17 protein-coding genes are annotated in these 22054 nt (G+C 44.0%); 5 read left to right on the forward strand and 12 right to left on the reverse strand.

What is annotated here, in order from left to right; genetic code table 11:
* The first annotated feature begins 178 nt into the window (after positions 1-178).
* A complete protein-coding gene (locus tag AC5JPT_RS03905; RefSeq protein ID WP_493857174.1) occupies positions 179-733 on the forward strand; it encodes a 4'-phosphopantetheinyl transferase family protein in 555 nt (184 codons plus the stop codon).
* A gap of 98 nt (positions 734-831) precedes the next feature.
* On the opposite strand, the gene AC5JPT_RS03910 is transcribed toward AC5JPT_RS03905, so the two are convergent.
* On the reverse strand, positions 832-1659 hold the full coding sequence (locus AC5JPT_RS03910; RefSeq protein WP_493857175.1) for a hypothetical protein: 828 nt from the start codon (positions 1657-1659) through the stop codon (positions 832-834).
* A gap of 593 nt (positions 1660-2252) precedes the next feature.
* Between AC5JPT_RS03910 and AC5JPT_RS03915 the strand changes: the two genes are divergently transcribed.
* The gene (locus AC5JPT_RS03915; RefSeq protein ID WP_493851950.1) at positions 2253-3011 is read left to right on the forward strand and encodes an IclR family transcriptional regulator; all 759 of its coding nucleotides are present in this window, start codon (positions 2253-2255) and stop codon (positions 3009-3011) included.
* A 177-nt stretch (positions 3012-3188) separates the two neighbouring features.
* On the opposite strand, the gene mmsB is transcribed toward AC5JPT_RS03915, so the two are convergent.
* The 8 genes from mmsB to AC5JPT_RS03955 all read right to left on the reverse strand — a co-directional run bounded on the left by mmsB (position 3189) and on the right by AC5JPT_RS03955 (position 15440).
* Positions 3189-4133, reverse strand: a complete 945-nt coding sequence (gene mmsB / locus AC5JPT_RS03920; RefSeq protein ID WP_493858427.1) for a 3-hydroxyisobutyrate dehydrogenase — start codon at positions 4131-4133, stop codon at positions 3189-3191.
* Between the two features lie 222 nt (positions 4134-4355).
* The gene (locus AC5JPT_RS03925) at positions 4356-5615 is read right to left on the reverse strand and encodes an enoyl-CoA hydratase/isomerase family protein (RefSeq protein WP_493857176.1); all 1260 of its coding nucleotides are present in this window, start codon (positions 5613-5615) and stop codon (positions 4356-4358) included.
* A gap of 71 nt (positions 5616-5686) precedes the next feature.
* Positions 5687-6469, reverse strand: a complete 783-nt coding sequence (locus tag AC5JPT_RS03930) for an enoyl-CoA hydratase (RefSeq protein ID WP_493843025.1) — start codon at positions 6467-6469, stop codon at positions 5687-5689.
* 66 nt (positions 6470-6535) lie between these two features.
* A complete protein-coding gene (locus tag AC5JPT_RS03935) occupies positions 6536-7696 on the reverse strand; it encodes an acyl-CoA dehydrogenase family protein (protein WP_493857177.1) in 1161 nt (386 codons plus the stop codon).
* Between the two features lie 183 nt (positions 7697-7879).
* Positions 7880-9364, reverse strand: coding sequence for a CoA-acylating methylmalonate-semialdehyde dehydrogenase (locus AC5JPT_RS03940; RefSeq protein WP_493857178.1), 1485 nt, complete (start codon positions 9362-9364; stop codon positions 7880-7882).
* Positions 9365-9870: 506 nt separating this feature from the next.
* Complete coding sequence (locus AC5JPT_RS03945; protein ID WP_493857179.1) at positions 9871-11892, reverse strand: propionate--CoA ligase; 2022 nt, start codon at positions 11890-11892, stop codon at positions 9871-9873.
* A gap of 302 nt (positions 11893-12194) precedes the next feature.
* On the reverse strand, positions 12195-13865 hold the full coding sequence (locus tag AC5JPT_RS03950) for a fatty acid--CoA ligase (protein WP_493857180.1): 1671 nt from the start codon (positions 13863-13865) through the stop codon (positions 12195-12197).
* Positions 13866-14210: 345 nt separating this feature from the next.
* Positions 14211-15440, reverse strand: coding sequence for an MFS transporter (locus tag AC5JPT_RS03955; RefSeq protein ID WP_493857181.1), 1230 nt, complete (start codon positions 15438-15440; stop codon positions 14211-14213).
* 571 nt (positions 15441-16011) lie between these two features.
* Here AC5JPT_RS03955 and AC5JPT_RS03960 point away from each other — a divergent pair.
* Complete coding sequence (locus AC5JPT_RS03960; protein WP_493857182.1) at positions 16012-16758, forward strand: hypothetical protein; 747 nt, start codon at positions 16012-16014, stop codon at positions 16756-16758.
* Positions 16759-16928: 170 nt separating this feature from the next.
* Positions 16929-17675 carry a hypothetical protein gene (locus AC5JPT_RS03965; protein WP_493857183.1) on the forward strand — a complete coding sequence of 249 codons (747 nt, stop codon included), beginning with the start codon at positions 16929-16931 and terminating at the stop codon, positions 17673-17675.
* Positions 17676-17809: 134 nt separating this feature from the next.
* Here the strand turns inward: AC5JPT_RS03965 and AC5JPT_RS03970 are convergent, their stop codons facing one another.
* Positions 17810-18247 (reverse strand): DUF3429 domain-containing protein, encoded by a 438-nt coding sequence (locus tag AC5JPT_RS03970; protein ID WP_493857184.1) that lies wholly within the window; start codon positions 18245-18247, stop codon positions 17810-17812.
* 72 nt (positions 18248-18319) lie between these two features.
* Entirely contained in the window at positions 18320-19672 is a 1353-nt protein-coding gene (locus tag AC5JPT_RS03975; protein ID WP_493857185.1) for a DASH family cryptochrome, read from the reverse strand.
* Positions 19673-20033: 361 nt separating this feature from the next.
* On the opposite strand from AC5JPT_RS03975, the gene AC5JPT_RS03980 reads away from it, so the two are divergent.
* Entirely contained in the window at positions 20034-20279 is a 246-nt protein-coding gene (locus AC5JPT_RS03980; RefSeq protein ID WP_443526955.1) for a hypothetical protein, read from the forward strand.
* Positions 20280-20427: 148 nt separating this feature from the next.
* Here the strand turns inward: AC5JPT_RS03980 and AC5JPT_RS03985 are convergent, their stop codons facing one another.
* Entirely contained in the window at positions 20428-21906 is a 1479-nt protein-coding gene (locus tag AC5JPT_RS03985) for an aldehyde dehydrogenase family protein (RefSeq protein ID WP_493857186.1), read from the reverse strand.
* Between the last annotated feature and the right edge of the window lie 148 nt (positions 21907-22054).

Genomic DNA, 22054 nt, shown 5'->3' on the forward strand with positions numbered 1-22054 from the left:
TGACATATGGTGCGTGACTGCCAAGGTGAGCGAGTCATTAGCTTGTCTGAATATAAACAGCACGCTGTACGCGTCAGTTCGGTCGTTATCATCTGGGTCATTATGTACAGACCTTACTAATCTGAGTGATTGTAAATGGCATTATGTATCTCTACAAAAACCCATGTCGAAACGTAGCATGGCTCGTAGACAGCGTGAGCAGCAGCGTCAAGGCGTCAGGCACCTTCTACAAAACCTACTTAAGAAACTAGACATCGAAGACACCTTAGACGAGTCGAGCTTCCCTTATCGACTTATAAACAGTAAATATTACGTATGTTTTAGTCATACAGGTGCCCATAATAAAAATCATAGCAATAGCAATAAGACGTCACCGAGTCAAATAGCTCTAGTCATCAGTCACCATCGTCCTGCTGGAATCGACATAGAGCACAATAACGTGGCTTGGCACGTCGCACAACGTTTCTATTCCGATAACGAGATTGCTGTTTTGCAGACATTACCAACAAACAAACGTGACCCTATTACTAAGTTACTGTGGCAAATAAAGGAAAGCTTTATAAAAGTTCACCAGTACACATTAGCACAAGGTTTAGGGATGGATTGTTCTGAGCTCTTACCTGATTTAATTGACGGCATGGGGGAAGATACCTCTACTAATGAGACTCGTATCAGTCATTCTATTTACCAGATTACAATATTAAAATCTCAGCAAACCGTCATAGTTTTTTGAGAATATGGCACCCTATTCGAAACAAAAAAACGACCCTAAAAAGGGTCGTTTTTTTGTACTTCGATTCTTCTCACGACAGCATCTAGGCTGCGATTGGATTAGAAACGGTAAGTTGCACCAAGTTTAACGATTGGTAACCACTCTAAGTAGTCTTCGTTCTGAAGCTCAGCATTGGCAGCAGCGGCAGCTTCAGTAGCAATAGCATTAGTATTACTAGCAGTTACTTTAGAATTTACATCACCTAAATATGCAGCGCCTAGTTCACCAAATACACCGAAGTTGTTAGTGATGTTAGGACGGAAGCCTACGGTTAGGTAAGGAGCAAGTTCGTTACGATGTTTAACACTACCTTTTAGAGTACCAACTGCATCAGCATCATAATCTACGTCATTGATTCTATAGTTACCGTCTTTAGAATTGGCGTTAATGTTGATTTCGTTGTCAGGTACGATAACACCAGCACCCATAGTAAACCAGTTCGCCATTGGGCGTACTTGAACGCCTAGGTATGGGTTGCTGAAGTCAGAATCAACATCATACTCGATATCGTCTACGTCAAAATCACCACCGAACAAGTCAGCAACATCGCCACCAGCCCAACCAGCTTGTAATTCAACTTTTTCGTTAACGCTAAAGCCAACGTTAGCACCGTAACCCAAAGAACCAACCTCAGCGCTTACAGAAGCTGGGTTTGTAACAGTGTTGAATAAAGTTTTGGTAGTACCAACAACAGCACCAGTAGTGTTGCGTAAAATACCAGCATCAGAATTGTATGCATAAGAAGGCTCTGCTGCTTGATAAGCAACTGGCTGAGCTTCGTACACAACTGCATCATTATCGTCAACAACAATTACTGGCTCAGCAGCTAGTGCCGCAGTAGATGCTAGAACAGCGGCAGAGATTGCCGTTAGTTTAATCAGTTTCATAATTATTCTCCTAAAGTGTGAAATAACTCGCCCATAAAAAACGATAGTTATGCTTTTTTTAAACCATCATTTTGTTGAGGAGATTAAAACAATTTTGGCTGTAAAAGTCACCCCCAAGGGTGCGCTTTTTATTTGCCGTTATGTAAAGATTGCATAGGTACTGTAATAATTGCTACACCAACCTGCAAAACTTCGAATTCCTGTTACACAACGCTCTCAAAGTAACCAAACAGTGTAGACATGAGTGTCGGCGGGATTAATGTTCATGTAAAGGTATTACAAAATATTTCACTATAATGACTGAGTATAATGTGCAGCTCAATATCAGTTATATAGCTTATTACTACAGAGTGTTGCAGCTTGTGATTGGACGTATCTTATGTTGCTTGTACAAATAAATTGTAAATATAGGAAATAATGATACGAATGCTATTATTTAGTATCACTAAACCTTGTCTAGGCTTTATATTGTGCTAAATTAGAGGTAAGAAGAAACTTTTTCTAAGACGTCTTTTTTTATTACCCTTTGTTCTACTTATGAAAGCGTTGTGCGCTTCTATACTTTGATCTTTTATTAATACTGAGCCTTTTATATGCCTAAAGTATCGTCAATTACCCGTGTACTAGAGATCATAGAAGCTGTCTCTTACGCTTCTAAGCCTCTGTCTCCACTCGAGTTGTCACAAGAACTGGATATCCCCAAACCAACCATTCACCGTCTGATTCAAAACTTGGTCGATGACGGTTTTTTGACTGTTGATATCGGTGGTGGGATTATCCCTGGTAAGCGGGTACGCAATCTGAGTGTTGAGCTTTGGCAACAGCGATTGTTCTTCAATGAGCGCCAGATGATTTTGCAAAAACTGGTTGACGAAATTAAAGAAACTTGTGGTATTGGCGTTCCATATCATATGGACATGATCTATACCAATCGCGCGCAAACAACCCTGCCCTTGCAGATATACCTTCCTGTAGGAGCCAAGTCGCCCATGTGGTGTACAGCGACAGGTAAGCTATACCTCAGTCAATTATCTATTACCAGCCGTATGAAGATACTACAAGGATTACCACTAGATAAATTCACTAAAAATACCATTACTGATATTGATGCCTTGAACGCTGAGCTTGATCGTATCGCTGATACTGGCATCGGTATCGATAACGAGGAGTTTATTTCTGAAATGGTAGCAGTAGCAGTGCCTATATTAGACAAGAAGTCACGTTATCTGGCCTCACTGTACCTGCATGCACCGACGATACGCGTGTCCCTCGATGAATTACTGACTTATGTACCTCGGCTACAGCAAGCCGCGCAGGATATCCAAGCCCTCGTGTATGACCTACAGAGCTGATATCGCGCTTATCATGCACCAAAAAGCGCCGCGCTATAGTCCCTAGCGCGGCGCTTTTCTGTTTTATCTGATATCTAACAAGTATCTATTGGCACATCACAAGTGTCTATTGATAAGCACCACCTATTAATAAGCAACAGCTATTAGCAACATTACTAATAGTCCCTATATCAGTATTTAAGACAACAGCGAGATATCATGACGCCCCATAATACTGGAAAAGTCTTTGTCGCCATTCTCTAGAGTGTGTGATGCATACAACTCCGTTGCTTTTGCACCCATCGGCGTGTCTACATGAGTGTCTTGAGCGGTTTGCATGGCAAGATTCAAATCTTTTTGCATGAGCTTACTCATAAATCCGCCTTGGTAACCATTACTAGATGGGACATTTTTCATGACCTGTGGATACGGGTTATAAACCTCTAATGTCCAGTTACGACCTGAGCTCTGTAGCATAATATCCGACAAAACTTTAGGGTCTAGACCATTCTTCACTCCTAGGTTAATAGTCTCTGCTGTCCCTGCCATCAAAATACCTAGCAGCATATTATTACAAATTTTCGCAACTTGTCCTGCGCCATGCGTACCCGCATGAAAGATGTTTTTACCCATAACGGCAAGTATCGGCTCAGCACGAGCGAATGCCTCAGCGTTACCGCCAACAATAAAGGTCAAACTACCAGCAATCGCGCCGCCCGTCCCACCAGACACGGGCGCATCCAAAAACTCAACACCCAGTTTACTCGCAGCGTCTGCCACGGTTCTGGCATCAGCAGCTGCTATCGTACTACTATCAATCACTAGCGTACCTTTATTCAGCTCTGCAAGTAGACCACTGGAACCGTTGTCGCCTAAGTACACCGAATGCACGTGCTGCCCTGCAGGCAACATACTAATGACAACTTGAGCATTACTCACAGCCTCTTTAGGATTCTGCGCGACACTAGCACCTGCTTGCTGCAGGCGCTTGGTAGCAGCATCAGACAAATCAAACACAGAAAGTGTATAACCTGCCTTTAGTAAGTTCTCTGCCATGGGAGCACCCATATTACCAAGTCCTATAAAAGCAACGTTTGGTTTAGAGGTGTCATTATCTATTGTACTTGTATCCTTTGTACCCATCTCATCACTCCTTGATGATTGCGTAGGCATTGCTACCTACTTATATTGCGTTAATAATGGTTGATATGATTACTATTTGCGACTCACTGTATCTTATGAACCAGCGAGCCCTATTGTCTTAACTGACATAGATTGTTTGAAATAACATGGTTATTGAGAGTCGGTGGCGCTCCCTGTTGGTGAATATTCTAGACCTTATGACCCTTCTAGCTACGTTTGAGCTTATCGCACAAGCTGACTGGCTAAAGCAGTGGCATCCAACCAGCCTTCTAAAGGATGCTGACCTTTAGGATAAGGGTTATCAAAGTGCTGATCAATATATGCCTGCCCTTCTACACTGAGACAGTCTGCTAGTGAGCGTGACCATTGTGGATTCTTATCCTTGTCAATCAGTAATGCCCGCACGCCTTCCTTAAAATCAGGATTAGCCGCACAATGTACCGCGATATTGGTCTCTAGATACAAAACCTGCTCTATCGATAAATCGGCAACTTTATGATATAGCGCATGAGTCAATGCTGCTGTCACTGGGCAACCATGACGATAGGTGGCAACTGCTCGCTGTGTCCAGCTGTCTTCTGCAAAATCTTTGCTCAGCTGTACGAGCGCTTCATCGTTTTGTAGTAGTGCGTCGATATCAGCCAAGCCACCGCTGTTCATGAGTTGCTGAATAGGCTGCCAGTACGTCGCCAGCTTGCTATCAGGTAGATCCGCTGCAGGTAGTGCTGCAAGTGCACGGCTAACAATACTATGAGCACTGTCATTATGGAACTTGTCCATATTGCTCGTACTGTCTGATGTTTGCCAATTACTTCGTTTTAGACGCTGCATGATAGCGTCATAGTCATGACTGGCAACAGCATACTCCGCTAGATTCGCTAATAACGCATCACTGCCATTGCACATCGCGCCTGTCAATCCTAAAAATAAACCTGTCTTGGCAGGCATACGCTGCAAAAACCAACTACCAGAGGCATCAGGAAACAACCCAATTGTCACTTCAGGCATAGCAAAACGGGTACACTCAGTCACCACACGATGACTACAACCTGCCATTAATCCCATGCCGCCACCCATAATGATGCCGTCGCCCCAAAGTATTAATGGCTTTGAATAAAAGTGCATTTGACGATAGAGACGATACTCATGACTGAAAAACTCAGTCGCATAAGGATTGGGCACTGGCGCATCGGTAGACATACTATCATACAGCTTACGAATATCACCGCCCGCACAAAACGCCTTGTCCCCTGCACCTCTCAATATCAACGCCACTATCTGGTTATCAACTTGCCACTGCACTAACTGCTCTGATAGCAGCTGACACATATCAACGCTGAGCGCATTGAGCGATTTGGGTGTATTGAGCGTCATTACCCCAATGAGGTGACCACAATCTGTCGGTTCAGTATTGAATAATACAGAGGCCTCTTGCTTGGTATTGATCGAAGGCTTTTGGGTATCGTCGGTAGCTGCTGTCATAAAAGTGACCTACAAAGTTAAAAAATTAAATAATGTCATAAACATTATGACCCAAGCATTTTAAGCAATGCTTATTTATTTTGCCAACTGGGTTTGCGTTTTTCTAAGAATGCTTGTACACCTTCGCGCTGATCCATCGTGTCAAACAACTTCACAAAAGCTTCGCGCTCATGAATAAGGTTTTGGGCAGGCGGGGTATCTCTGGCTGCTTGAATAAGTCCTTTAGAATAACTGACAGCAACAGGCGATTGCTTTGCGGCTTTTTTGGCCAAGTCTTGAGCGGCTAGTAGCCCTGCACCTGTTTCAGTGACCTCCTCCACCAAGCCAATACGTAATGCCGTCTCTGCATCAACGCGTTCGCCGCACAGTATCATGCGCTTTGCCCAACCCTCTCCGACGAGCCAAGGTAGGTTTTGTGTCCCACCTGCACATGGCAGTAGACCTACGCCCGTCTCCGGTAGTGCCATCTGTGCATGCGCTTCTGCAATACGAATGTCACATGCGAGCGCACACTCAAGTCCACCGCCCATCGCATAGCCGTTGATCACCGCAATGCTGACACCGCGATAAGCAGACAATGCTTCAAACGCCTCACCAAATGCAATCGCCATGCTTATCGCACGGCCTTTATCACCGTCCGAGAAGTTATTGAGATCTGCGCCCGCTGAAAAAAACTTTTCACCATCGCCATGCACGATTAACGCGTAGATATCGTCATTGGCATTGAGATCGGTGATGAGTTGTTTGAGCGCATGCAAACTGTCCATTGTCCACGTATGCGCAGGAGGGTTGTTCAATGTCAACGTGGCAGTATTACCATCAATTGATAGGTTTAGATTGGTATAATCTGTCATAAAACATCCTTGTTTTAGTCAAGCGAAAAAGTATGATATCGTCACAATAATAACCATAACAGCCTATTAGCGCAGTTGGCTTAGCGCCTCGTCTTGTAAGACCTGACGTGAAATAATTACTCGCATAATCTCATTGGTACCTTCTAATATTTGATGCACGCGTAAATCTCGCACGTGACGCTCAAGTGGATATTCATTTAGATAGCCATAACCGCCATGTAATTGAAGGGCTGTGTTGGCAACATCAAAACATAGATCCGTAGAGAGACGCTTCGCCATTGCACAGTAGGTAGAAGCTTGCCCATCATTACTATCGACTTTATCAGCCGCTAAATAGAGCATTTGACGCGCAGCGGTAGTCTGGGTCAGCATGTCGGCAAGCTTAAACTGTACGGACTGTAAGCTAGCAATCGGGCTGCCAAACTGGCTGCGCTCTTGTACGTAACTGGTTGCTGTTTCTAATGCAGATTGTGCCGTACCCACAGCGCAGATACCGATATTGATACGACCACCATCCAGTCCCTTCATCGCAATACGAAAACCCTGACCTTCTTCCCCTATCAGATTCTCTACTGGGACTTTGACATCTTTAAAACTAATCGTCCGCGTCGGCTGGGCTTTCCAGCCCATTTTTTGCTCGTTTTTGCCATATTCGATACCAGCGCTATTGGCATCTACGACGAACGCTGAAACGCCTTTTGGACCTGCCGCGCCAGTACGCGCCATAACTACCAATACATCGGTTGATCCTGCGCCAGAAATAAAGGTTTTTTCGCCATTCAGTACGTAGTGATCACCTTGCTTATCCGCCTTGGTGCGTAATGATGCGGCATCAGATCCTGCATTTGGCTCTGTCAAGCAGTAACTACCAAGCCACTCGCCACTGACCATATTGGGCAAATATTTTTTGCATAACGGATCGCTGCCATACTCGCCAATCATCCATGCTGCCATATTATGGATACTCATGTAGGCTGCCACAGAGGTATCACCCCACGACAGCTCTTCAAATACCATTGCGGAGTCGAGTCTTGGTAATCCCAAACCGTCGTATTCTGGATTGGTATAAAGCCCCAAAAACCCAAGCTCACCAGATTTTTTGATGACATCTATTGGGAAGTGCGAGTTGCGGTCCCATTCAGCAGCATTTGGCTTGAGCTCTTTTTGCGCAAACTGACGGGCCGTTTGGCGAAAGGCAATCTGGTCATCGGTTAATGCAAAATCCATAGGGTTATCCTTGTTCTTATAGATCAAATAGAAAGTCTGTTTGATGCACCCTTTGATAGAGTGCGAGTAAGACATTTGATAAGGCATGCACGCCTTACAATAGCGGTATAACGATAATAAAATTGCGACCAATAGTATCGCAAGTAGCATCAACGTTATACCGCAAATATAGTCAATTAGTTATTATATTGAAATCGTTGTATTGACACCGCGGCTCGCTTCATCATCGAACCAACGTGCAGTGACGGTTTTGGTCTGAGTATAGAACTGCACCGCTTGCTTACCATAAGGGCCTAAATCGCCCAGTTTGCTGGCACGCGAACCTGAGAAGGAGAACATTGGTAGTGGCACAGGAATCGGTAAGTTGATACCGATCTGACCGACTTGAATGTCTTGTTGGAATTTGTGCGCAGCCGCACCTGACTGGGTGAATATCGCCGTGCCATTGCCATGCGGATTGGCGTTCAGTAGTGCAATCGCTTCATCTAAGCTATCAGCGCGCATGATGCAAAGTACGGGTCCAAAGATTTCTTGTCGATAAATTTGCATATCACTTGTGACATTGTCAAAGATAGTTGGCCCAACAAAGTTACCGTTCTCAAATCCTTCAACGCTAATGCCGCGACCATCCAGAATTAAGTCTGCACCCTCTTCTACCCCAGTCCCGATCAAATGCTCGACACGGGCTCTTGCGGCAGGCGAAATCAGTGGTCCTAGGTCTTTGTCGTTTTTGCCAGCTGAAACGATTAAGTTTTCTGCCTTGGCTTTAATATCATCGATCCATTCTCCAGCAGCGCCTACTAACACGACAACTGAGAGTGCCATACAGCGCTGACCAGCGGCACCAAATGCCGCGCCTGCTAGCTGATTGAGCGTTTGCTCTTTATTAGCATCAGGCAGAATAACGCCATGGTTTTTTGCACCCATCATACACTGTGCACGCTTACCTGATTGGCTGGCACGTTCATAGACGTGTTTACCAACGCTAGTAGAACCCACAAAAGAAACGGCTTTAATATCTGGGTGGTCACAGATGGCGTCGACAGTTGCTTTGCCGCCATGTACCACGTTCAGCACACCTTCTGGTACGCCTGCTTCAATTGCTAGCTCAACCAAACGCATAGTCACCATCGGATCTTGCTCAGACGGTTTGAGGATGAACGTATTACCCGTGGCAATCGCCATTGGGAACATCCATAGCGGAATCATCGCAGGAAAGTTAAACGGCGTAATACCAGCGCAAACGCCGAGCGGCTGCCAGATGCTATAAGTGTCAACACCTGATGCGACGTTTTCTACAAAGTCGCCGATTTGCAAATTGGCAATACCAGCGGCATGCTCGACCACTTCTAAGCCGCGGAACACATCGCCGCGTGCATCAGCAATCGTCTTGCCTTGCTCTGCGGTCAATATTTCTGCTAGCTCATCCATATGCTCACGAATAAGTGCTTGATAGGTCAAGAAAATACGAGCGCGTGTGGTGATTGGTGTTTTGCGCCATGTCTCAAACGCGGTTTGGGCGGCTGCAACGGCTTGATTAATCTCATCATTGGTGGTTTGCGGGACTTTTGCGATGACTTCTTGGGTCGCAGGATCGGTAATATCAATCCATTCATCGGTATTTGACTGTGTGAACTGACCGTTGATGAGCTGTTGAACGTGGTGCATAAGATATCCTTATCTTTTTTGCGAGACTACCGTGTGACGGCACCTGAGTATTCACTGGTGAATGAAACGCGATGAGCGTTTATCTATAAAACATCATTAAAATTCTAAATTTTAAAATGATTTATTTTGTATCGTTATTGACTATAGCAATAAATCATTTTTAGGGTCAAGCGCTTTATCAACATTTTCATTAAGTTTGTTTTGTCAAAATGCGATGAGTAAACAGATTGCTATAAGAAAACAGCAGAAACAAAAAAGCCCATGAGGTTTCATGAGCTTTTGAATGGTTGGGGCGTGTCCCTAATTCAAACGTTTATTACTAAATGTGCCAAAAATGGCTAAACCTTTGACAAACGGCGTCAAATAGCTGGTCAATATCTCGATATTGTATGCACTATTTTCCTTGTTTGCCTTCGATTTATCTCATTTTTATCACCATTTTTAAAATAGGGACACGCCCTAGTCTAATTTTGATAGGCAGTAGGCAACTTATTAATCGTTTATGATTAATAGTCTTTCATTGATTGCTTAATCGCATCGATAGCGGCTGGGTTATCGAGGGTCGACATATCTCCTGTAGGCTTATCTTCAGCCAATGCACGAATAGATCGGCGTAGGATTTTGCCAGAGCGAGTCTTTGGCAGTGCTTGCGGGAAATAAATAGCCGCTGGCCTTGCAATACCGCCCAAAGATTTGACCACCGCACCGATGACTTGCTGCTCAATACGGAAGCGGTTTTCGGTCGTTTCGACTTGCGTCTGATCTTTTAGCACACAGAATGCGATGGGCAGCTCTCCTTTTAACTCATCTTGAATGCCTACTACAGCACACTCTGCCATATCTGGATGCATACTGATGGCTTCTTCGATCTCTTGCGTCCCTATCCGATGACCTGCGACGTTGATCACATCATCAGTACGCCCCAATATATAAAAGTAACCATCTTCATCTGTCACGGCATAGTCTGATGTAGAATACTGCTGCCCATCAAACAAACCAAAGTAGCTACTGATAAAGCGATTGTCATTACGCCACACCGTAGTCAGACAACCAGGCGGCAGTGGCGCTTTGATTGCAAGCAAGCCTTTTTCTCCCGCTTTGCAGGGGTCACCAGTCTCTTCATTGATCACCTGCGCCTCATAGCCATACATAGGATAGCCAGGTGATCCTTGCTTATGCGGTTTATGATCAAATTTTGGTGTGTGACTCAAGATGGGCCAACCAGACTCTGTCTGCCAATAGTGATCTAAGATCGGCACGCCTAAATGCTGGGTCAGCCAGCCGGCCGTTGACTCATCAAGTGGTTCACCTGCTAAAAAGAACGATTTGACACTAGAGACATCATAGCGGGTCATCCAGCTCTCGTCTTGTTTTTTAAGCATACGCACGCCCGTGGGCGCTGTAAACAAAATATTGACTTTGTTGGCCTCAACGATACGCCACCAAATACCAGGATTCGGTGAGTGTGGTAGGCCCTCGTACATGACACTCGTCATGCCTGCTAGCAGTGGCGCATAAATTGTATAAGAGTGCCCAACTGCCCAGCCAATATCCGATATTGCCCAAAACGTCTCACCTGCCTTACCATCATAGACATAATCCATCGAAGTAGTCAGTGCGACCGCATGACCGCCAGTATCACGCTGCACGCCTTTGGGAGTACCTGTCGTACCAGAGGTATAGAGCAGATAAGACGGCGTATTTGACTCAAGCCAGACGGGCTCCACAACTGCATGCGCCTCGCAGCTGTGACGTCGTTCGGTCGCATAATCGACGTCAACATTTCTCGGCTCAAAGGGTAGGATACCGCGATTGACCACTACTACATGCTCAGGCTTAGTTATTGCTTGCTCGACGCCCTGATTGACAAGGTTTTTATAATTAATAACCTTACCATCACGCAGACCTGCATCTACCGTAATGACCATTTTTGCTTCAGCATCATCCATGCGGATAGCCAAGTTATGGGCTGCAAACCCACCGAAAACGACTGAATGTATTGCGCCAATACGAGCACAAGCCAGCATGGCATATGCCGCTTCTAGAATCATCGGCATATAAATGATGACGCGATCACCCTTACCAATCCCATGGCGCTGTAGGACATCAGCAAAATAATTAACTTCTTTATATAGGTCGTTATACGTCAGACGACGCTTGGTATAGTCTGTATAAAATTCGACGTTGTTGCCCAGATCTTTAAACGAATTAACGACTGCTGGAAAGGTCTCTATCAATTCTTGATTGATTTCTGATGATACCCAGACAAACGCGTCTTGCTCGGCACGATCCGCCAGATGACGATCTACGCAGTTATAACAAAGATTGGTCTCACCGCCGACAAACCATTTAGCAAATGGTAGATTACTGTCATCGAGAATTTGCTCAGGCTCTTTGTGCCAGTAGATGCGCTTTGCTTGCTGCGCCCAGAAATCCTCTCGTTCGATAATAGAGTCGTGATAGATATCAGCAAATGTAGGCATGTCTGCTGTGTGAGTAGAGGCTGGGTGTTGGGCGTGGTCACTCATAATAGCTGTCCTTAGCATAAACGAGAAATGAGGCAATGTTATTTTATCATCGAAACGCTAGCAAGTCGTCATCGCATTAGGAGCGCTATCTGCACGTCCGACTCTACGAGTCTTACACGGTTCCGATTATAGTAGACAATGTCTGGATAAGTACTGGTCATCCTTGCCAGAATTAAAAAACCGATACATTACGTATCGGTTTAAAATGTAGCAGAGCCTATTGCAAAGGTCAACTATTAAGCGTGTAACGTGCACTACATTTTGACAAATACAAATGTTGAATGTTCAACTGATAGATATGATTATACCTGTGTCTGGTTGGCATATATCTCACGCATGACCTTTTTGTCATGTTTACCTACTGATGTTTTTGGCAGCTCATCTACAAACTTAAACTGACTTGGTACGCCATATTTAGGAATGATACCGCGCTCTACTGCTTTCTCTGCGATGGCTTTGATATCGTCAGCGCTAGTATCTTGTGCAGTAGGCTTTAGGACAACCAATGCTAGTGGACGCTCGCCCCACTGCTCGTCACGCACCCCTATCACCGACACGTCAGCTACTGAAGGGTGCAGTGATAGAATCGTCTCAATCTCAAGCGATGATATCCACTCACCACCAGACTTGATCACATCTTTTAGGCGATCTGTAATTTTGATATAACCATCAGGACGTATGTAGGCAATGTCCTGAGTGTGCATATAGCCACTTTCCCACAACTCTTTACCAGCATCGTCGTTTTTGAGATAGCTTTGGGTCAACCAAGGCGCTCGTAGTACCAGCTCACCTGTGTTGTCTTGTCCTTTGCCAACTGATTTATTGCCTTCACCCCAAACCTGAGCATCTACCATAAGTACAGGCTTACCTGTCATACAGCGACGAGCAATGTCTTCTTCTTCGCTCATTTCAGGCTCATCAAGACTAAACTCAGTCAAACTGATAAGTGGCGCGGTTTCTGACATACCGTAGCCTGTATAGACTTCGATACCCTGAGCCATTGCTGTTTTTGCCAACCCTTCAGTCAACCTTGAACCACCAATGATCATTTTTAAACCATTGAAGCTAACATCACGATCTTGGGCTTCTTTGAGTACCATTTGCAGGATGGTAGGGACGCAGTGAGTGATGCTGACTTTTTCGTTGATGATTAAGTCCATCAATGTATCAGGTGCATAACGCCCTGGATAGACTTGCTTTAGACCGACCATCGTCGCTGTAAATGGGAAACCCCATGCATGGACATGGAACATCGGTGTCATCGGCATATAGACGTCACCGTAGCTGACACCTTGTTTGTTGGGGAGCATACCTAGAGTGGCAGCCTCTGCTAGGCTATGCAATACCAATTGGCGATGACTAAAGAAAACCCCTTTTGGGTCCCCTGTTGTACCAGAAGTATAAAAAGTCGTCGCGATGGTATTTTCATCAAAATCTGGGAAATCAAACTCCCTGTTAGCAGCGTCTAGTAGGGCTTCATACTCGCCTGTGACACGGCTTTGGTTGTCACCAAAGACACCTTCAGCCGTTACTCCATTATCATCGAGCCAAATGATGTGCTCGATACTAGAGTTTTCAAATTGATAGTCTTTGACCAGTGGCGCAAACTCAGAGTTGAGCATCAGCACTTTGGGCTTGGCATGGTTAATGGTGTACAGAACTTTTTCTGGGGAGAGACGAATATTGACCGTTTGTAGGATGTACTCTGACATCGGTACCGCAAAGTAAGACTCAAGATAGCGATGACTGTCCCAGTCCATAACCGCAACCACGTCACCTGCGTCGAGATTTAGGTTTGCCAATACATTAGCCAATCGATTGATACGTTCAAACAGATCTTTATATGTGAAGCGCTTTTTGTCCGCGTAAATAATTTCTTGTTCTTGCGATACTGTTTTTGCACGGTTTAGTAGCTGCTTGACCAGTAATGGATAATCATAGGCAGATGGCGCGCTGTGATAAATATTTGACATAGATCTGACTTCCTTGTTTGTTGTATTTATAGGTTATATAGTCAGAGAACTGCTAAATAGCTACGACGTTATCCTCCCTAGACGTACTATTTGTACAATCTGCAGTCGGCTGCCTTGTACCTGTTTTAGACCTCTTTGACTATACACAGTAATGATAAGTAGTAAAAATACTCATGTGGAATGTTTTGCCCAACCATTCTCATTTCTTAATGAGTTTTTATAATGAACGACAACCTTATTAGGTTAATAACATCGTTATAGATAGTAAGAAAAAAGCAGCGCCATGTAAAGCGGGCTTACATTAAGTAGCATAATGGGCAAATACATAATGTAGAGATCAGTCAGCTACTTTGACTGCACCGTAGTTTTGACCATCCCAACGCTGGCTATTATCAATGCCAATATTTGTACGATGACTAATAGCCCTACGGTCATAGACCACTGCCCGCGTGCATAAGCCATACCGCACAACCACGCGCCGAGTGTGCCGCCTGAGTAGTAACCCAGATAATATAAACCCGATGCCAGTGACCGTCCTTTTTTAACATTGACAGCGATATAGCTGATGGTCGCTGACTGGGTAATAAACACGCCAGATGACATAATGGCAAGTCCTATAACCACGCCCCACAATGGTGTCACCAACGTTAACAACACCCCGACCATCGAGATAACAATCGCCACTCGTACGGTACGCGCTGAACCGAATCGACGTAATAGTGACGTAGACAACGGTGTAATAATGACCCCAAGTAAGTACACCGCAAAAATATTCGCAAGTGCACCAGTCGTCAGCTGATATGGCTCATCTGTCAGATGTAAATTAATAAAAGTAAAACAACCGACCAGTGAAAATAAAACGCAAGCACCCAGTAAACAAGAGGTGACCACGTAGCGATTGGTGACGTGCTCCCCTAGTGTTTGTATCGCTGAGCGAAAATTGGGATTGGGTACAAAATGACGAGACGACGGCAGCATCTTACCGACCCATACCGCACCCAGTAGCGTTATCGCTGTCATGACATAGTAACCATGACGCCAACCGATCAACTCATGCAAATGCCCTAGCAAAAACCGGCCCATAAAACCGCCGAACACTGACCCTGAGACATAAAACGACATCAGCTCGGTGACTGCGCGTCCCTCGAACTCCTCACCAATATAGGCAATCGTCACCACTGTAATACCTGGTACGGACAGCCCCTGCATAAAACGCCATAAACCTACCCAGCCGATGCTGGAGCTTTGGGCGATCAAGAATGTCGGTATGGCTAAGAATAGCAACGCACCAACCACAAATGATTTGCGACCGACAGCATCTGAGAGCATACCCAAAAACGGTGACATGATGGCAATTGCCAGTACCGTAGCGCCAACGATCATGCCAGCTTGTACTTCAGTCGCAGCAAAATCCACCATCATGACGGGGAGTACCGCTTGGATAGAATATATCTGTAAAAAAGCGAACATACCTATCAAACCAATCGTAAGCTTCAAAACCCACGACACTGAATGACTGAATGAAGGCGATGATTTTGTGGCAATGCTTTGGGATTTATCTGTAGGATTATTCACAAGAGAGCTGACTATATTGGTTATGCTATGACAGTAGATCGAGCGTGTCATTAGCTTAAATGGTAGGAAAATATAACGCGAATTTATGACATCGACTTTTTATAGCTATAGCGTAGACATGAAGCCGTAGAGGATAAATAGCTATCATAATAATAAGAGAGGCATGTTAGCACATCAATTAATATACTCAGGTTTAAATGTGTTATTGGCAATTGATAGTGCTCTTGACTTAGATTAAAAATTTAGGTTTAGATCATTATGGAGACGCTTGCCCTTATTAGACAAAACTCTATTTACTGATTGAAAGTGAGAGATGGTTTTTGCAACAAGCTCAATAACTACAGTAACTTTTAGCTATCAGACAACAGCTATAATCGCTGATTGTAGACTGATGGGCAGTTTTCGTTTGCTGAGATGACATTTGGATAACAACTCTATTTCATTTTTACACATCTACATTGCTTATATCTTTTCTTGTACAGACATTATTTACCAAACCATTAATAATCGCATAGTGTTATATATAAATAAGTAAAATTATTGAACAAATGAACAGTAAAGGAGAACATCGATGAATGATGAAATTTATGATTTAGGTGCAGGGTTTTGGAGTATTCGAGGATCATTTATAAAAAATGGCATTATCGATATTGGTGTTCAATGTTCTCTAATAAAGCGACCATCAGGACGATTTATTTTTTTGGATAGTTACACGTTAACGGGAGATTTACGTCAACAAGTCATGGCACTGACCAATGAAGGTAGAGATGTCGAAGCCGTCCTCAACGTCCATCCATTTCATACGGTACACTGTGCCCAAATGGCAAAAGATTTTCCGCAAGCGACATTTTATGGCAGTAGCAGACATCCGCAACAAGTCCCTGAAGTGAGCTGGGCAAATGATTTGGTAGAAAGTGACGCGGTCGCTGAGCATTATCCTGAGCTTCAATTTTCCATACCTAAAGGTATTCACTATATTGCGCCTGATGAAAACGTCCATGCAAGCTCATTGCTGGTATATCATCCTGCTAGCCAGAGCATCTATGTCGATGATACTTTTGAGATACCACCGTCAAAGCTATTCAATGCAGTACAGCCCAATCTTGGCTTGCACCCAACCACCAAAAAAGCACTCAAAGAAGAACCAAACGCGGGCAAGCACTATTGCGATTGGGCAGTAGGTCTGGCACACGAGTGGCGTAATGTTCGTCATTTTTGCGGCGCACACTCAGGACTGATGGTATTTGAGGAAGGTCAATTTGAAGCAGCGCTCTTGTCAGTCATTGATAACACTCGCAATGAGCTTGAGAATCAATGATGCTAAAGAGGTCTATGTTTGAAAGGTACAATATCTAAAAGCATAATTTTTAGAAGTTAGAATTTTTATAATCTGCTATGTCTATAAACGATTACGGTAAAATCTAAAGAACAAAAATTGAAAATCATTGTGATTTTTTGAGTCAACATATTGAATAAGGAGAATTATAAATGTCAGAACAAATTCATGATTTAGGGGCAGGATTTTGGAACATACGCGGGTCATTCCGTATTGGCGGTGTGGTGAACATTGGTACCCATTGCTCACTTGTCAAACTGTCTTCGGGACGCTTTATATTTTTAGACAGCTACGCTTTAACAGGTGACGTTCGAGACGAAGTCATGGCGCTGACCAACAATGGACAAGATATCGAAGCTGTCCTCAATGTCCACCCCTTCCATACGGTGCATTGCGCCCAAATGGCAAAAGACTTTCCGCAAGCAACATTCTATGGTAGCAGCCGTCACCGCAAAAAAGTGCCAGAAGTGCGTTGGGCGGATGATCTAGTAGAAAGTGACGCGGTCGCCGATCGCTATCCAGAGCTCAAGTTTTCGATGTCAGAAGGTATCGCCTATATCTCCTCAAACGAGATGATTCATGCAGGATCGCTACTGGCCTATCATACTGCTAGCCAAAGCTTGCATGTTGACGATACATTTATGAGTCCACCAATGAAGCTACTAGAGGCTGTATTACCTGAGCTTATACTACACCCTACCACCAAAAAAGCCCTGAAAAATGAGCCAAACTCGGGCAAGCACTATTGTGACTGGGCAGAAGCGCTAGCACATGAATGGCGCGACGTTCGTAATTTCTGTGCGGCACATTCTTACCTTGTACAATTTAAAGAAGGTGGATTTGAAAAAGCATTGGTCAAAGCCATCAAAAAGGCTCGACCCAAGTTAGAAACAGCCTAGACTTGTGTATCGACGAACGTAGTCTGTGTACATAGATTTTATCAATACAAAGGAGGCTACCATATTAGTAGCCCCCTTTTCGTGTATCTTGCTCAATATCGTAGAGTGAATCTTTTAGTACTATATCGCATAACTTATAGCTGCAGAGCGGCTACGATTAGAGATACTATTACTATTCCTGTGACATAGGTTCGCACTTTAAAATAATTCTGAGTAATGATACGCGCTTGATTGAGGCCATAATCAATCACCCACATACTGGCAAAACTAGCTGCTAATAACCAAATAAAACTGACCGTAGATAGTATTAAAAACCCGAACCATAAGACAAGCGCTATCATATTGCTTAAAAAGGGTAATTTAATAGCCCATCTATCATTATCAGCTAAGCTCAGATGATTACCCCAATGCGCGCCTGCCATAAACGAAGCAATCACCAAGCCATATATACTCAGCACCTCAGTCGTCTTTCCCAATACCAGTATCGTATCACTATCTATAGCCAGTAAAAGTGCGCAGGCGATAAAGGGTATAGCGCCTGCAAAAGTGAGATAAGGACTTGGTTTTTTCATGGTCTAAACCTATTTTGATGGTATGGTTAGTCTATTCAAAGCTGTAGCCTGCACATCCGCAATGTTTAGCAATTATTCATCGCTCTTTTTAATATTGCCTTGCCAGTGGCGAATAAACGCACCTTCTGGATCGTATTGCTGAGTTTGCTTTTTAAGATTGAACTGTCGGGACCCTCTTGGATCAGCACCCACACCTGCCAAATACTGCCAATTACCCCAATTGCTGCCAACATCATAATCAATGAGGTGTTGCTCAAAGTAAGCTGCCCCGTAACGCCAGTCAAGACCCAGCTCATGGATAAAACAGCTTGCGACCAGTTGCCGTCCGCGGTTCGACATATATCCCGTGGTGTTCAACTGATTCATGCACGCATTCACGATCGGATATTGTGTTTGACCCCGCGTCCATTGTGATAGACGTTCTTCATCTAGCTGAGTTTCTGGCGAGTGCTGACCGATACCTGTGAACCAAAATAGCTTTTGCTGATGCGTCATTGCATACCAATAGAAATACTCGCGCCACAGCAGCTCAAACCATATCCAATAGGTAGAGCCATTGGCGATAATGTCACGCTCATAACGGCGCAGACGATTTAATACCGTATTTACAGAAAGTGAACCATTGGCAAGCCACGCAGAGAGTTTGGTAGACTGTATCCAGTTATCAAGCGCATTTCGCGTGGTCTTATACGTACTTGGTGCCTCAGAATCAAAATAACGCTCCAAATGTTTGAGACCGTTTGTCTCCCCGCCTCTAAAACTATCGACCTCTTGCAAGTCGCATTGATGCGCGTCACAAAAATACTCACTCTTGTCAGCCATACTCTCAGGCATTGGCGCCAGTGACTCTGGCGTTGGAGAAATAGCCGCGTCTTCTTCTGCATGCAATAAATCATGATCGCTTTCAATTTTCTTACGAAATTGGGTGAAGCTCTTGGGTAACTGATCTAGCGGTAACTCATCGAATAACATGGCCGTTGTCTGGACATGCCAGCGTATCTGCGGATGTTTATCCTGTAGTAAAGCATATACTTGGTTCTGATAATAATCAGAGGTTTTACTGACACAGATATCCGTTACTTGTTGGACTTCAATCAGCTCTTGCAACTGCGTAAGCGTATCTGTCACTACAGCGTCTTTTTTTAGATACAGCAATCTATTACCAAGCTGCTTCAGTGAGGCATTCAAATCAGCCAAGCTTTCTTGCAAAAACTGCTCGCGAGCACTACCCATAGTGTCATAATGATAAGCGGGATCACTGTTTTTATCATTCAACCCCTCCGCCAATGACGATGCATAGACAAGCAGTAATTTTCCATTGCTAGATAGGTTAGCTGCTGTCGACAATGTCGCATTGTCCGCTACTCGCAAATCATTATGAAATAAGACCAATGTGACATTTTTATCGGATGGCTGATGTGACATACCTAAACCTCGTGCTATGTATTTTAATTATGATATTTAAGATTTTAGAGTAGCTTGCATAGACAGTTCAATGTAACTTGAGTATAGAAAAGGCAAGTGAGTACGCTATAGACATGGTCAAATCATGCAAACAAGTAGATATGAAAGCAAGCAAACATGGAAACAAACAGGCGACATATTTTTTGAAGCAATAATATAAATTCACTATCTTTTATCAGCATCAAACAGTGAGGCAAGATAGTGACTCTACTTAGCATATATCAGATGTTGATTAGGTAAGATGTCATACCCTAAATATCACTTATAACCATTGACTCTCAAGAGCCTGGCTGCTTAAATAACTTACCTCTAGGAGAATACAATGACTAAAGAAAATACAGCTGAAGAGAATAAATCAGACGAAAAACGCAAACTTATCAATCGGTTTTTGATGAAACTCACAAAAGATCAGCCTCAAATGTATTACGCCACAACCTCTGAGATATCTCGGAGTATTCATACCATGATAAAGGAGCATACCAACCGCTTGTCAGTAGAAGAGCAAGCACTGGTAAGACGCATGTCCATCGAAGAGATTGAGGGATTATTAGGTTTTCATGCTAGATAAATGACTAAGGCATATCCTCATTTTAAAAATCGTGGTACGCCCGAGCTGGCTCTCACATGTATTGTTCTCAGTTGATTGCTGAACGCCATAAAAAAAGACCGCTATCAAAGCGGTCTTTTTTGTTACCAATTGTTCTAATGTAACACTACTAGAATGGATACTGACGTGGTTCATTTTGCATTGAGATCCAATGCGTTCTAGTGAACTCTTCAAGCACCCACTCGCCATTAAAACGACCGATACCTGAGTTTTTCTCACCCCCGAATGGTGTATTGCTTTCATCATTGACTGAGATATCGTTGATATGAGTCATACCCGCTCGAATACCGCGAGCGAAGCGCAGACCCTTTTGCATATCGGCTGTGAATACCGCGCTAGACAATCCATACATAGAGTCATTGGCAATCGACAATGCATCTTCTTCGTCCTTGGCACGGATGATACCTACTAATGGTCCAAACACTTCATTACATGACAAGTCCATCTCTCGCGTGACTTCGGTAAAGACATGCGGCGGTACGACTTGACCTTCAATCTCGCCACTCAATGCCATTTTAGCGCCTTCTTCTTGTGCTTGAGCGATTTTATCCTTAAGTGATTTGAGTTGTTTTTCATTGATGATTGGACCGACAGCAGTGTCTGGCTTGTTTGGATCGCCTACATTTAGTGTTTTGACATGAGCCAAGAACCGCTCTACAAAATCATCATATATCTCGTCTTCTACAATCACTCTATTGATCGCAATACAGATTTGACCTTGGTGCAAGAATTTACCAAAGACAGCCGCTTTAACAGCTTGCTCGATATCCGCATCTTTTAATACCACGAACGGGCTGTTACCACCCAGTTCAAGCGCGACTTGCTTGATATACTCGCCGCCATTTGCCAGCTCACCGATATGCTTACCTACTGATGTCGACCCTGTAAATGACACTAGGCTTGGCGCTTTGTGCTCAACGATGGCATCGCCTATTTCGCTACCTGAACCAACCACAACATTTAACAAGCCTTTTGGCAGACCTGCTTCTTCAAACACTTTTGCAAGTAATAGACCACCTGTTACTGGCGTGTCACTAGCAGGCTTTAATACGACAGCGTTACCCAGTGCAAGAGCTGGTGCAATCGAGCGCTGGGTCAAATGTAGTGGAAAGTTCCATGGACTAATAACCGCCACGATACCGATAGGCTCGCGGTAAATGAAGTTTTCTTTGCCAGGGGTATTCGATGGACGAATCTCGCCATGGACACGATTAGGGAAAGTCGCTGCTTCAAGCGTGATCGCGCGTGTAGCACCGAACTCAACCATCGCTTTGATACGAGTACTACCTGACTCTTTGATCAACCAATCGACGATTTCTTCTTGGCGCTGATCTAATATGTTGACCACTTTATACAGCACAGCAGAACGCTCTGCAGGTGTCTGCTTAGCCCACGCTTCTTGAGCTTGGGTTGCAGCATCATACGCTTCGTTCAGCTGATCTTTGGTCGCTTGTTGAATCTCTACGAGCGTATCGCCGTTATAGGGATTTGTATTGGTATTAATGCTATCATCTTTACCTTTTTGCCATTCACCTGCGATGAATTGCAAATGAAAGTCATTGTAGGCATTGGTATCGTTCGTTGACATAATAATCCTTATTTTACTTTGTTATGTGACACATTTATCTTCAATATCTAAAATAGTGTATTAGCAATGGGCTATCTGTTTAGTGACTGGTAAGAATAAAAGCCACCTTGCTAGACGACTGGTCTAATGCTACCATAGCTCTTAATAA

This window comes from Psychrobacter sp. H26 (assembly GCF_059073035.1).